The sequence below is a fragment of the Staphylococcus sp. GDX7P312P genome, assembly GCF_008385775.1.
GTDB lineage: Bacteria > Bacillota > Bacilli > Staphylococcales > Staphylococcaceae > Staphylococcus > Staphylococcus haemolyticus.
On the sequence record NZ_VUKI01000006.1, the window covers coordinates 63,687 to 78,990 of the forward strand.

7 protein-coding genes and 4 pseudogenes are annotated in these 15,304 nt (G+C 34.0%); 1 reads left to right on the forward strand and 10 read right to left on the reverse strand.

Annotation, left to right across the window (positions count from 1 at the left end):
* Positions 1-60: 60 nt before the first annotated feature.
* The 10 genes and pseudogenes from gtfB to F1592_RS03525 all read right to left on the reverse strand — a co-directional run bounded on the left by gtfB (position 61) and on the right by F1592_RS03525 (position 14,790).
* Positions 61-1,398: an accessory Sec system glycosylation chaperone GtfB gene (gtfB, locus tag F1592_RS03480; RefSeq protein WP_053016269.1), complete on the reverse strand. Its 1,338-nt coding sequence runs from the start codon at positions 1,396-1,398 to the stop codon at positions 61-63.
* Complete coding sequence (gene gtfA / locus F1592_RS03485; RefSeq protein ID WP_149809668.1) at positions 1,391-2,899, reverse strand: accessory Sec system glycosyltransferase GtfA; 1,509 nt, start codon at positions 2,897-2,899, stop codon at positions 1,391-1,393. The genes gtfB and gtfA overlap by 8 nt, the downstream gene beginning before the upstream one ends.
* Positions 2,900-2,915: 16 nt before the next feature.
* Complete coding sequence (gene secA2, locus F1592_RS03490) at positions 2,916-5,306, reverse strand: accessory Sec system translocase SecA2 (protein WP_149809667.1); 2,391 nt, start codon at positions 5,304-5,306, stop codon at positions 2,916-2,918.
* Positions 5,299-5,841, reverse strand: coding sequence for an accessory Sec system protein Asp3 (asp3, locus tag F1592_RS03495; RefSeq protein WP_053016266.1), 543 nt, complete (start codon positions 5,839-5,841; stop codon positions 5,299-5,301). Before asp3 ends, secA2 begins: the two co-directional genes overlap by 8 nt.
* Positions 5,825-7,387 carry an accessory Sec system protein Asp2 gene (gene asp2, locus F1592_RS03500; protein ID WP_053016265.1) on the reverse strand — a complete coding sequence of 521 codons (1,563 nt, stop codon included), beginning with the start codon at positions 7,385-7,387 and terminating at the stop codon, positions 5,825-5,827. Before asp2 ends, asp3 begins: the two co-directional genes overlap by 17 nt.
* Positions 7,377-8,951, reverse strand: a pseudogene (gene asp1, locus F1592_RS03505) (accessory Sec system protein Asp1). Before asp1 ends, asp2 begins: the two are co-directional and overlap by 11 nt.
* Positions 8,952-8,960: 9 nt before the next feature.
* Positions 8,961-10,160: an accessory Sec system protein translocase subunit SecY2 gene (secY2, locus tag F1592_RS03510; RefSeq protein WP_053016263.1), complete on the reverse strand. Its 1,200-nt coding sequence runs from the start codon at positions 10,158-10,160 to the stop codon at positions 8,961-8,963.
* A 249-nt stretch (positions 10,161-10,409) separates the two neighbouring features.
* Positions 10,410-12,152, reverse strand: a pseudogene (locus F1592_RS13995) (lectin-like domain-containing protein); the annotation flags it as partial.
* Positions 12,153-13,529: 1,377 nt separating this feature from the next.
* Positions 13,530-13,652: pseudogene (locus F1592_RS14000) on the reverse strand (KxYKxGKxW signal peptide domain-containing protein); the annotation flags it as partial.
* A gap of 655 nt (positions 13,653-14,307) precedes the next feature.
* Positions 14,308-14,790 (reverse strand): GNAT family N-acetyltransferase, encoded by a 483-nt coding sequence (locus F1592_RS03525; protein WP_053016261.1) that lies wholly within the window; start codon positions 14,788-14,790, stop codon positions 14,308-14,310.
* A gap of 217 nt (positions 14,791-15,007) precedes the next feature.
* On the opposite strand from F1592_RS03525, the pseudogene F1592_RS03530 reads away from it, so the two are divergent.
* Positions 15,008-15,304, forward strand: a pseudogene (locus F1592_RS03530) (hypothetical protein); the annotation flags it as partial.

Consider the following 15,304-nt stretch of genomic DNA (forward strand, 5'->3'; position numbering starts at 1 on the left):
TGAGATAAAAGTCGACTTTTTGTAAATCTTCTTTCATCTCAAAAGCTTTATTATTAATATTTAATGATTTAACGCAGTCATAATGACATTTCTAAACGTAGATTCATCAATACGATTATTCTGTTCTTGTTGTGCAATAACTCGCTCTTTAAATACACTTGGTTCCTTAGCAATTTCATTCAATATATCAATTAATTGCTGTGGTTCGTCTTGCTTTGTAATATTCTTTTTAGCAATAAATGAACGACGATGCGCAGTTTCATCATAAGCCAAAATTAATTGATTATGGAGCATTGCACGTTCAACAGCATTAACGATTTCTCCACCTTTATTGATATCTAAATAAACATCGCATGTTTGGAATAATTGATCAATCTTCGCTTGGGTGATTGTTGGATAAAGTTTAACGTTATCATATTTACCCAAGCCCATTAATTTAGCTGACATTTCGGTAATAGCACCAATGTGAAATTCATAATCTTCACACTGTCGTATGATTTCTTCTAAATTTGGAAGATCGTCAGAATTCGTTAAATTAAGTACTTGCTTGTTATAATTATTAGACTTCTGATAATCGTACAAGTAGCCCAATTGACTGATTAAAGGACGATACTGCGCCTCTACATTTGATGTAATAGATTCAAATTCTGCACTATCTGGGATAATTACTTTTGAATTCAGCGTCTCTTTATCTAACAATAACTTCATATTTCCCGGGACATTACCATGACTTTGTTCTTGCCAGAATAACACTGCATTCGACATATGATTCGATTGAAATAACACGAAGAATGGTGTTGCCAATGAATTGATGAAGACAGTTGAAGTATCAACATCTATTTGGTCTAAATAGAAGCTAATGAAGTCTTGTTTTGATGCAAAGAAATGTGATTGACCTTGCCAATCTAATATAATATCTTTTGTGACAAAGTTTTCATATAATACTTCTTTCCCTTGACAATCAACATAAGTCTTCAAGATGGGCTTTTTATTTAAATCATATACCGTTTCCGCAAATTTAAATCCATCTTTGTTATAAAAATCGACCGAACGCAAACGGTCCTTTATATCAAACCACTCAACAAAACTCACAATTCGATTTTTAAAATGCTCGCGATAAAATATTCGCCCTCTTACATTGCCATTATCTATAATTTCTGCATGATTATGATTACCTTTAATTTCCCATAATGGCGGCACTTGAACTTCATTAAAAAATGCTGGTTTATCGTCATCATTTCGTTTATAATTTGAAAAAAATTGATACGGCGTCATGACGTTATCGGGTAAAAAACCGTCATCATCCATTACAATGGTCTCATGTTTAAAACCTGCAAATTGAAGTGATTGTTGAAGTTTTTGTGATGCTTCATCAAATATTTCAAATAAATTAATCATATAGCACCTCATCAATTAAATTTTGCCACTTTTGCGTAATATACTCAGTTTTAAACGGTTCTGCAATTTTATAAGATTTCTCATGCGAATGCTTAGGCCCATCATTAAAATACTGAACAATTTTTTCAGCCATATGATTTGTAATGACTTCAACATCTTGGTCATCTTTATCGATTGGTATGAGATATCCATTCTCACCGTGACTAATAAATGTTGGATTACCGTAATTCACATCGAATCCTATCATGCCTAGTCCAGAACCTACCGCTTCCATTAAGGTCAAACCGAACCCTTCACTTGTTGAAGCCGATACAAATAAAGCATAGTTCGCATAGATTTCATCTAACTTCTTATGACCTTTAAGTTGAATATAATCTTGTGCTTCATTTTCTTTAATGATTTCTTCAATTTTCGATCTTTCGTTACCATGACCATATATATCAAATGTTAATTGTGGCACTTTCTTTTTAGCTTTAATTACAGCTTTCGCTATCCAATCTACATGTTTTTCACTAGCTAACCTAGAAGCCGTAAGCATAGAATATCGCTTTCTTTCCCCAGTTGGATAACTTAATTGATGTAGACTACCTACCGGGATAGTTCTGACACGAGGTCGATGTGATGTATATTTTTGGAATTGCTCGGATAAAACTTGATTTTGTAAATCCGTCGCAGTGATATAAAAATCGATATATGGTGCTTGTGCAAATACATATTCGTAATAGTTATTCCACAAAATGTAGCTATCATTTGTAGCATTTTCGCTATAATGTTCCGCATGTACAACAATACCGACTTTACTTGACCCTTTATGTTCTAATATACTTTGACCAACTTCAGTCGATCTATCAATAATAACGATATCTTGTTCAGTCAGATGCAACTTTTTCATAAAATAAGCTACAAATTCCTGTTTACTATATAAGCGAGCATCATCAAATACATAGACACTCGATTCTTCGTCTATATATTCTTTATAGGCAATAGAGCCATCCTCATTGTAAAACTGTCTCTTATATAATTTGGCACGATTTTCATGTGGTGCATAATATTCTGAGAAAGTTCTTACATAGCTATAGTAATCTTTCCGAACTAACATACCGTTAACGACAAATTCTGCACGATCGACAATATTATCATCTTCATTCTTTAAATAACAGCTTACATAGGATTTATCATTCCCGATGTATAAGCGCATAGTTTTACCAGTAATCGTTTGAGCAGTGATAGGATTACCTAAATCCTTTTTCAAGTCATCAACCGTATACGTTGTTGGTGCGATAGGTATATCACTGAAATATTGATATAGCCATATCACTTCATCATCTTTAAACCCGATATTGTCAGTTAACGTTTGAATGTTCTCTGCGGAAATAAAGTCTAGAAAGATAAATTTAGCTGGTTGATTTACCTCTCTTAATAATTTGGCACGATAAGCTTGAGCATATTCTACACCACTGCTCGCCCACCCAATGCCAAAATTAATATTATATACTGTCATCTATGAACACCTCATTTTAAGGAAAATGTACTACTAAATCTTGATCTTTATCAAACGTTAGAATACTTAAACATAAATTACGAATCGTTGCCCGTTTAATATTTATCAGCATCATTTCATATGTTTCTAAAGCCACTTTATGATATTCGAATATTGCATTGCGTTGACCATTTTGTCGATTATTAACACTCGCTTTAAGTTGTTGAAGTTGATCAACTTGATTTATCCATTCTACATCTATTGCTTTCAATATTGCTTTTTGAAGAAATCGTAATTTAAAATAATCGTTATTTGCAATTTTCATATTCTCTTTTAATTGTTTGTTAAATTGTTGCACTAGATAATCAATGGTTTGTTCATGTGTTTGAATCTGTTGGCTAATAGCGTCATCTTTGAAACTAAAGCTCAACTGCTCATAAATATAATTGATGATGTCATCTTTATTATGAATATGCTTTGTTCTCAAATCATAGTCAAAGACATCACGCGCTAGTGAATCAAAGTCAAATGCACTGAAGTCTGACGTTTCAAGAATACGATTGCGTTCTTCATACACACGATCACGTTGAATGCCGATACTTTTTTCGAATTCATTAGCCATTTCACGCGCCATCATTGTGGTTTCTTCAGATACACGCTGTGCTTTAGAGACAATCCCTCTTACTCTTCTTCTGAAAAAAGGACTATCTTGTAGTTTGTCTGGATCAACGTCTTTTAGTTTTTTATTTTCAGCTAGTTTAGAGTTACTCCAACGTTTAACAATATAATCATCTAATGATACATAAATCTGTGAAACACCTGGGTCACCTTGACGACCTGAACGTCCACGCAATTGTCGGTCAACTCTGCTATTCTCCATATGTTCATTGATTATGACTGCAAGTCCTCCGAGCTCATAGACTCCAGAGCCAAGCTTAATGTCTGTACCACGACCAGCCATACTAGTTGAAACTGTAACAGCACCCAATTGTCCTGCCTCAGCAATCATTTGTGCTTCTTTAGCAACATTCTGCGCAATTAATAAATTATTAGGGATATTGTCTTTAAATAATTGGGTTGAAAAATATTCAGCCGCTTCTGCAGTTCTTGTTATTAAGAGTACTGGTTGTTTAGTGGCATGAATTTCTTTTACTTTCTCAAGTATCGCTTTATTCTTTTCATCTGATTTCGCATATACTCGATCTTCTTTATCATTACGTATAATCGGATGATTGGTTGGAATTTCAACTACTAACTTAGAATACAAATCAAAGAATTCCTTTTCTCCCAACTTACCGGTTCCGGTCATCCCTGAAAAACCATTAAATAATTTGAATAAATTTTGGAAGGTAATTGTCGCCATTACACTTAAATCTTGTGATAATTCAACACCTTCTTTAGCTTCAATCGCTTGATGCAAACCAGATTGTAGTTTGGTACCCGGCAACATTCGCCCTGTAATTCGATCTATAAGTACAACTTCGCCATTATAAATAAAATAATCTAAATTATCTTTGAACAGATACTTCGCGCGTAATGATAAGTTAATGACACGTACCAAATCAAAATATTGTGGTAGGTAAATATTATTCACTTTAAAATAATGATTGGCTACATCAATGCCTTCATCTGTAAGCCATACTTCTTTTTTATTCACATTTAATTTAAAGTGTTCATCTTCAACTAACGTTTCAACAAACATCTTAATAATATGGAATAAATTGGATTGCACGCGTGGAGCACCAGAAATAACCAGTGGTGTTTGCGCAGCATCCAATATAATTGAATCAACTTCATCAATAATCGCAAAGTTCAATTCAGGTAAATATTTAGCATTAATATGGTCTGCTAAATTATCAAATAAATAATCAAATCCTAAACGACCATTTGTTGTATAAATGATGTCATGGTTATATAGCATTTGCTTCTCATTATCGGCGTATTCATAATCTGGAATATCCACAAAGCCAAGTGACGCTGTTAATCCTAGCCATTCATATAAAGGTCGCATTTCTTGAAAATCACGATTCGCCAGATAATCATTCGTAGTAATTAGAAATGCGCTTTTTCCTGTAAGTGCGTTTAAATAAAGGGGCATTGTCGCTGTTAACGTCTTACCTTCCCCGGTTTGCATTTCTGCTATATTACCTTGATGCATCACAATGGCGCCCATCACTTGAACATCTTTCGGATACATACCTAGTACACGTTTCGATGCTTCACGAATCGTTGCATAAGCTTCCGGCAACAGTTTATTCAACGTCGTTTCACGTTTCTCTAAACGTTGTTTAAACTCAGCTGTTTTTGCTTGTAATGCTTCATCTGAATAGTCTCGCATTTGATCACTTAATCGGTTTACTGCCGTTAACTGCTTCTGTAATCTTTTCAAACGCATCGAATTAATCACATTACTAACTTGATTAGCCATTTTGATCACCTCGCGCATTAACACTTTCGCCATATATGACTCGATTTAATACATCTAAATTAACTTTACTTTCAACGATAGAGTGTGTTTCAGATTCATCTGTATCTAACTCTTGAATAATAATATTTTTGAAAAAAAGTTCCGACAAGCCAGCATTTATTAATTCAATTTTATAAGCATAAGCCTCTTCAGGAAATTTGAATTCTGCATCACTATTTTGAATGATTAAATTGGAGTGTTCCGTGTCATTTTTACGGTAAAATGTAATCTTAATATACACACTACCTCGAGGCTCGACATTGTAATTTAAAATCACTTTATAATGCTGTTTCTTTTTCAAAATAGGAAGCGATGGTGCGTATTTATGTTCACTAAAAGTTGTTAACATACGCCAATCATGTATAACAGTCCCTGATGGCATCAATGGATTGTTAAAGTAAGTTCCATCATCCTCAATGCGTAATTTCGTACCATACATAAAGGTTGTAGTATTTATATGACGCCATGTTAATGTATAACTATTTAATGCTGACATCGCTATCTCTCCCGAATTGATCTTTTAATATAATGTTATAAAAGTTAACGAACCAACTTGTTATTGTAGGTGAATCATCATTGTGTCGACCCGGTACACCACGACTCATAACATGTGAACCTTGTTGACTCAATACTGGTGATAAATTTTGAAATGCCGTAGCATCATAATCATCATTGTACATATATGCAATTGCAAATGTTGTATTTGTTAGATTACTGTTTTTTAATTTTTCCCAAAAACGTGTATCTAAATGTTGAACATCTGAAGTGGAAATACCACCTGTATTCGCCAACAACACATCATTAGCAGTGCCAAATTCATTTGGACGTAACAATTTCATATTATCTGCTATAGTCCCAATATTTAATAACGGTTTCCCTACTACAACCGCAGCTGGTTCTAATTGAGCTGCATAGTACAAGGCACCAAATGATCCCATAGATAACCCTGATAGTATAAGTTCATCATGCTTGAAACCTAAAAAGTCTAAGGCATTTTGAATCACATTGATAATCCCTTGTTCAAAAGTTTCGGATCCAAGATAAAATGAACCACCTTCAAGACGAGGGTCACCAATTAAGATAAACGGCGCATTCATCTTATTCATCATGAAATAGCCTTCAAATCCTTCAGCAGGACGATAACCACTAAAATACACATTGAGCGGAGGCTTCATATCACCTGGATTGAAATAATGTATAAACTCATCTCGTTTCTCATCAGTAAAACGCTGTCCACCCATAATAAATTGTCCCATTTCTAGTCGTGACCAACGTTTATGAATGGCACCAATACATAATTTACCCTTTCCTTTTGCCTTAAGAGAAACGCTGACATTCATTTGAGTCGTCCTTAATGGTAATTGAATAGGTTGATTTAAATCTTTATGCTCAAAACGTAATGTTGTATCTGGATATTCCGTTGATCCAAACGGAGATAATCTAAATGTGTACTCGATTTCGACATCTCCTTCAAGTGAATATTCCGGCCAAAGCTCGTTAACCTTATCTTTATCACTTACTAAACTTTGTGTCCACGTAACAATAGGTTTAAATGATGTACCGAAATCACCTTCTAACACGAGTGACTTGTTCCCCTCATATTTATACGTTCCTTGAAAATGTGGGTTAACAGTTGTCTTAATTGGTGATACTCTATCGCCATATTGCCCAGGAAATGTCACAGCTAACAATTGATGGTGTAGCTCTTCCTCAGTTTGATAATTAAGTTTCTTTACAAATTTGTGTTGGATTAATGGTTCAGCATCATAATTTGGAGACCACATTTGTGCATCGATGACCGTATTGTGAGGTGTAGCGACGACTCGTAATAAATCCATTAATTCAGGTGAGTAAGCACTTTGTACAAATACTAAATCAAAGTTACCAAATGCTTTTATAATGCTTTTTACCGCTTCAATATAACCACTATCAAACGTAAATAATGCATCATCTAAATAATCCCATTCAACACCTTTTTTACTGTCAAATAATGGTTCTAAATCTTTCCCACCTACTTGTAAGATTCTGAATTTACGTGCCATGAATTTCACCTTCAATCACACTATTTAATCTTTGGATTATCTTTTCTGAACTGAATTCATCACTTAATTTAATAGAATGCGCAAACGAATAATTCCAATTTTTCAGATTGTCTATAAAATAATTTAGCGCTGCACTTAATTGTTGGATATTATCGATAATTAAGCCATTTAACTTATCATCTACATAATCCGTCTCTCGCCTATTGATTTGTGGAACGCCTGCACTAATACTTGAAATTTGTAAATATAAATCAGGCTCTTGGTTTAAATCTACAATTACTCTTAATTGCGACATTTCCTTCATTAAATCTTCTTCGAAAGGCACATAAATCAACTTAACCTTTTCTACTTCATCTTCTTCAAGTTCCGTTTGTAAAATATCTTGAACTTCTGGAGAGAATTCTTCTTCCTCTACATTTAACGATGAATTTAATTGATCTATTTCATCTCTTAACCATTGCGGTATATCGTTCTCATTTAATCGCGTTAACAGATGGATTATGGTTTGTTCATGTTGAGAAACGTATTGACTCAATTGATTAATAACCGTTTTTAAGTCTTCTTCACTAAGTGAATCTATCCAAACACCAATATTCGTTTCATACAATTGACTACTTATATTAGGTAACATTTGTGCATCAAACGGCGTTACTCGCATAATTTTGAATGGCTGGTACGCAGGATTCTGAGTTATGAATTGATTTAATTTAGTCGCATTTGCTTGTGTATCAACTATACATTGATTCGCTTTTCCAATAGTTTCTAATAACGTCGCATCGATGTATGCATTTCTCTGTCTGAATAATGAGAAACACATATTCTCAGGTTTAAATGTATCTGTTAATACATAGTTGTGTCTTTTATCTGCAGCAATAATCACTTTATCGTCATCCGCTAATGTTGAAGTATTGTATTGTTGAATTTTTTCAAAAATAAGTTCATCCATATTTCTATATGACTTCTTCTGAAAAAGGTCATAGAAGTCTGGTTAGATTGTAATTTTTTCAGTCATAAAATCTTGAGTCATAATGAGCTGACCTTTAACATCTAAGTAATATCGTTTCATTGGTGATTGTCCATCATGATAAATTTCAATCGATGACACAAACCCTCTATCATCAAATATCAATTTACGGCTTAGTGTTTTGTGTTCATAATCCTCAATGCAAATTAAATAGCCTTCTTGACTAAAAATCATCTTAGAAAATTGATTATCTTTTTTAATGGCCATGACTTGAAATGGCGTATAAATAAATTCAGTGTCTTCTGGCCAAGATAATTCTCTATAATCAATTGCTACAGGTGTGCCATGCGTTGCGCCTTGTATCTCATCAAAAAGAGACCAATAATTCATTTCATAAAGCTCATGACGATGTAAAAATAATCGCAACAGGGGATTATAATTCAAGATAATTGTATTGAATGGTTCATTGTTTTTATGATGCATCGACATTAAACTTACCATGTCATCAAATTCTGTAGTTTTTCTTTTTATATAAAAGGGCACAACAGCGCTATCCCACCAATTGTTCGAATCATACCATGCAGGTATAAACTGTTTCATAACTATCTCCTACCAATATTTATTCAAGATTTGCTTGTAACGGTCAAAGTATAAGTAAGTGCGAATCGTCTCACCGATATTAATACTGATGTACACTAAGATAATCAGTTGCATTGAAAAGTAAATTTCTGTTGATAGATTAGGCACCAACAATGTTGAATATAATGGCACTGCCAGAATCAATGCCACCAATATGGCACCAGTCCAACATACTCTTCTAGCTTTACTATTTAAATACCTCTCTGTCTCACGACCCGGACGTATAGAATCAAAATAATTCCCATTCTTTAGAAATTCATCCGCCTTTTTCTTAGTATTAATCAAAAATCGTGACAACAAGTAACTTAGTACGATTTGTAACACAATATAAAACGTAATACCTATCGGGTTAGCAAAACTTAAAAATTCGAAATTCGCGTTTGACCCGAGCAATGTAGCTATTAAATTAATCATATTATTTAACAGTACGTATACTGATAAACTAATCATAATTGAAATACTTCCAGCCGGATTTAATTTCCATGCTAAATATGTCGGTGTCTTATTCGTAGAGTTATTCATGATGTCTTTGTAATTGAGTCGATATTCCGATAACTCAATAAATAATAGAATGAGTAATGCTATGACTAATGTCACAATTACTAATGTAAGTAATACGACACTTACACTTAACTTAAAAAAGTGTTGGTTATTAAATAATGATTTGATTAAACTTGTTAATACAATCGGCATTGGACCACAAATACCGTATGTAATATTTTGATCTGCTAACCAAACCAATAACATTGTCCCCGCAACAAGAATTAACATGAGTAAAACGATGTTTGAATCTTTAATAAAGTTATTATGAATATACGTATTGATTACAAAATAACTTTGAAATATTGCAAACACTATCGTTATAATTCTTTCCTTATAATGCTTTTCAGAACGTGTTTGTTTCGTTGCTTGATCCAAATTACGATAATTTAATAGCATAATGATAACTAATGATGTTAACCAAGGTCCAAGACCCAATGAGAATACATTTAATGTATGAAGATCCCCACCTACATTTGAAACTGCTAATTTGAAAAATGTATCTTTGTTATCATAAACACCTTCCGAACCCACTATTGAAATATTACTTCCAAAAATGTAAACAATTAATATGAAACAGGTAAATAAAATCCTCTTGTATAAAATCTTATATTCATGTTTCTTAATCATAATTTCACCTAAAATTTTAAAAATAAAGTTTTTTACATTATATCAAAGAGGCTAAAGATATTAATTAGTTTGGTTTATACATACATTATTCCAACCAATAATTATACTTTAGCCTCTTTTTTAAGGATAGACAACTAACTTATAGAAAAGTGATTATTTTACAAATCTATCTCCCACATGAAGTAGTTTATTGTTCTGATCCTTTATTCTTTTTATCTTTTTTATTTTTACGAGATTTACCAAATAATCCTAATCCGCTAACATTGCTGCAACAGCTGATACAAGTCCTGATGAATTAGAGTCACTATCTCCAGTATCAGGCAATTTATCTTTAGCATCATGATGAAGTGAATTGCTATGCACTTGTGAATCATTATTACTTTGAGATTCAGAAGTACTCATTGACGTACTGTTTGACGTTGATACTGAGTGACTTAGTGACGTGCTCACGCTTGTTGAATCTGTTCCACTCATACTTTCTGAAGTTGATGTTGAATCAAATTGTGAGTGAGAAGTACTCATAGAATTTGATTCACGTTCAGAATGTGATGTGCTGAATGAATGTGAAGCACTACTATCTGATGTGCTTGTACTGTTTGAATCACTAATACTTGTTGATGCTGAGTGACTATGTGACGTCGTATTAGAATCAGAATTACTGATTGAATGTGATCTGCTGTCTGAGCTTGAAGTACTATTTGAATCTGTTCCACTCATTGAGTGTGAAGCACTTCTACTTTCTGACGTACTTGCTGACGTAGATGTACTATCTGAAGTGCTTGTGCTTGTTGAGCTTGATTCGCTCATTGATGTCGATGTACTGATTGATGTCGATACGCTTGCACTTGTTGAATCACTCATGCTTGATGATGTTGACACACTAGTTGATGTGCTTGTTGAGTCACTCGCACTTGTTGATGCTGACTCACTATCTGACGTACTTGTGCTCGTTGAATCACTCACGCTTGTTGATGTTGATGCACTATCTGACGTGCTTTCACTTAATGAGTCTGAAAGACTCTCACTTTCCGATCCACTTAATGATGCGCTCATACTTGTTGAGTCACTCACGCTTGTTGATGCTGACTCACTATCTGACGTACTTGTGCTCGTTGAATCACTCACACTTGTTGATGTTAATGCACTATCTGACGTGCTTTCACTTAATGAGTCTGAAAGACTCGCGCTTTCTGAGCCACTTAATGACGCGCTTGTGCTTGTTGAATCACTCACACTTGTTGACGTTGACACACTATCTGATGTGCTTGTGCTTGTTGAAGCACTCGCACTTGTCGATGCTGAGTCACTCAATGATGTACTCGTACTTGTTGAGTCACTCACGCTTGTTGATACTGACTCACTATCTGATGTACTTGTGCTTGTTGAGTCACTCGCACTTGTTGATGCTGACTCACTATCTGATGTACTTGTGCTTGTTGAGTCACTCGCACTTGTTGATGCTGACTCACTATCTGACGTACTTGTGCTCGTTGAATCACTCACGCTTGTTGATGTTGATGCACTATCTGATGTACTTGTGCTTGTTGAGCCACTCACACTTGTTGATGTAGATGCGCTACCTGATGTGCTTGCGCTTGTTGAGCCACTCACACTTGTTGATGTAGATGCGCTACCTGATGTGCTTGCGCTTGTTGAATCACTCACGCTCGTTGATGTTGATGCACTTTGGCTACTTGACGTACTTGTTGATGCACTTTGGCTATTTGCTGTGCTTGTCGATGCACTTTGGCTATTTGACGTACTCGTTGATGCGCTTTGGCTATTCGCTGTGCTTGTTGATGCACTTTGGCTATTTGACGTACTCGTTGATGCGCTTTGGCTATTCGCTGTGCTTGTTGATGCACTTTGACTATTTGCTGTACTTGTTGATGTACTTTGACTATTCACCGTGCTCGTTGATGTACTTGTTGATGTACTTTGACTTTTAACCGTACTAGTAGATTTACTAGTTGATTGACTCGTTGAGGTACTTGGCTCTGTATTATTAATTGTAGTGTTGCCAAAATAGTTCACATAATTCGAATCCAAACTATAGCTAGCAGAAGGTGATAGATTAAATGATAAATCCCCACTAGCATTGTTTATAGGCACCGTAAATTCTGCAGTAACACCATTACCTTGAGTCGCGAAATTTTTACTTAGCGTTGCACCAGACCATGTATATCCATTTCCACTTTTTACAACAGTAGGATTAGTTGTCTTAACAGTTGTAAGGAAATTACCGTTCGAATCTGTGTATCCTTGTGTTATCTTAGTTATTGCACCATAACCGCTACCTAAAGTAATCATTGGCTTATTAGGGTTAGTAACATTTGTATCTGTTGTCACAGTTGGCTTTTCAACGTTAGCAGTAGATGGATTATCGTATGTGATTGTATATCTGAAAGTTACCGTTCCATCACCATTGTTCGTTACTGTTAGCTTATAATAAATTGGATAATTTGTACCGTTAGTAAATTTTGTAGATCCGACTCCTGTATATGTACTAGTTTGACTACTTGTTGCGGCTGCAGCAGCAAATGTAGTTACTGCAAGTCTACTAAATGTTCTTAACTTAGTCGGACTTGTTGATGTACTAGTTGATGTAGAGGTAAATAAAGTAGACCCTAAATCATTACTCGTATTTGTCTCAGTCGTATGCGTAGAAGCCGTGTTATTCGCATTTATATTATTTGATATAGATGTACTATTTACGTCATTACTAGATTTCGAATTGCTCTCATTTAAATTTGATGTTGATTTCTCAGAACTATTAGACGTAGTTTCTCCACTTTTCTCTGAAACTTCGCTAGTTTTTTCTGAGTTATTCTTTTCACTTGAACTAGAGTCATTACTCTTTTCATTAGAAGAACTAGTCTCGTCACTTTTATCATTATTCGAAGTACTTTTCGTGCTACTATCTGCTTGCTTTTCTGATGTAGATGTTTCTGATTTTGATGTTTCTGAAGTTGACGTTTCCGATTTAGCTACTTCATTTTCTGAAGTAGAAGTTGTACTCGTTGATGCATTAGAATTAGATGTCTCTTTGTTAGACGTACTCTCAGTTGAATTCTTATCACTTGTACTTTCCACAGAACTTTTACTTGTTGATTCAGTGGACTCAGAAGTTTCTGATTTAGTGATTTCTGTTGAATTTTGATTAGCTACTGTGGCACTTGTTGATGAAATTTCTGAAGTCATTGGTGTTTCAGAAGCTGCATATGCGTGTTGATCATTTAACATTGCAAATGTAAAGGCGCCTCCTATTAAACCTGTCGCCTTCATTGCTTGGTTTTTAAAATTTTTATCTTTAGCAGTATCTAAATTATTAATTTGTTCAACGTCTTTATTTAAAAATGGTAGACCTAACACTTTAAGTAATTGAACTTCTCTAATCCCAGCTTTAACCCATTGTTTACCAGATTTATAAAGTTTGACCCTAGCTTTTTCTTGACCAAAGGACCGTTTAAAATTTCTCTCTTTTCTCGACATAATACTCTCCTTTATTCTCACGCTTACTTCCCAATTGACTAATTGACCACAATTAATTTGAATTTACATCATTATAGTCCCCTTTACATGTAAATTGCAACAGAATTAGAAAAACTATATATATAATTTTTCTAGATTTGATTGTACAAAATTCAATAACATTCAATCATCTATTCAAAATTGATTTTAGCGTTAATCTTGCAATACGTATATGAAGCTTGATTTAATAAGATATAATGGCAAAATAACCTCAACCAATAAACATAACCACTTCAATGATTAGGGTTAAAATTCATCAAACTGCATGTAAATACATAGAATTAAACTATATAACAATTTTGTAATTTTCCTAATTTTATTCATCGTATTTAAAATAAGAATGTATTGAAGAATTATTATTGAATACAGAATATTTAAGTTGAAATGGAACTAGTTTCTTCCTATTAAAATATAGTTTTCTTATACTTTTAAAATTTAAATTTAAAAAATCAATCAAAAAGCTTTAAGAAGAAAGTATTATTTAATTATTGGAGTGAATGTCCAAAGGGGGAAGTATCTATTTAAAATGTGAGAATAAAAAATGTTAGAACACTCAAGAAATAAATTAAACATAAAATAGATATAAGGTTGAAACGTATTCGTCTCAACCTTATCCTTACACTTCTTTAACCATGTTATACCACTTTATACCAGCATGTTGTGAGGTTGACTCTCCCTCATTGTTGTAGCCATAACGTTCATACAATGACACTAAAGCTTCACGACAAGTGAGTGTCACACCGCATCTTGATTGTTGTTTCGCCAGTTTCTCAAATTGCTCTAACAGTTTGCCCGCAATCCCTTGTCCTTGATAATCTTTGTTAACGACTAAACCTAATACACTAAGGTAGCCACCACTGTTGGGGTTGGATTGAATCTCTTCAAATAAGTCGTCGGTTATATATCGTTGATCAATTACAGGTCCATTAATATATCCGATTATGCGTCCTTCCTTTTCAGCGATAATGAATGTGTCAGGTATTTTATTGATTCTCTGTTTCAAAGCTTCTGGCGTTGCCGCTTCATCTGGCGTAAAGCCTTCATTTTCAAGTTTAATAAGTGAGAACAAGTCTTCTTCTGTAACTTTGCGTAATTGCATTAAAGCACCCCTCTTAGTTTCAAAAAAGTTGATTATATAATAGCATACGTTTGCCTTAAATAAGTGTATGACAAAACTGTCATTCAGTTGATAGAAGATATTAAGGTTTAAATTAAATTATTATGCTAAGTTATAAATATACATATTTATGATATTTTTAATTATTAAATAATCATCTTTATGTATGAAGAATGCTTTTTACTAAGGAGTGAATAAATTGATTAAAAGACGTTTTAAATATGCTTTTGGAACAACATTGGTAACATCATCACTATTACTTATGTCACACGGCCATGCTTTTGCAGCAACAAATAACATTGACCAAGCGTTCAACCATGATAACAATGGTCAACCTATTACATCCCAAGATAGTAACAACAATGTAGATCCTGGATTTAACCATGATGTTGATGACAATAACGATACTGATCCTGGTTTCAACCATGATGTAATTAACAATAATGACGCTACTAAACACCAAGCTGAAGATAACGACATGGGATTCAATGGCTAT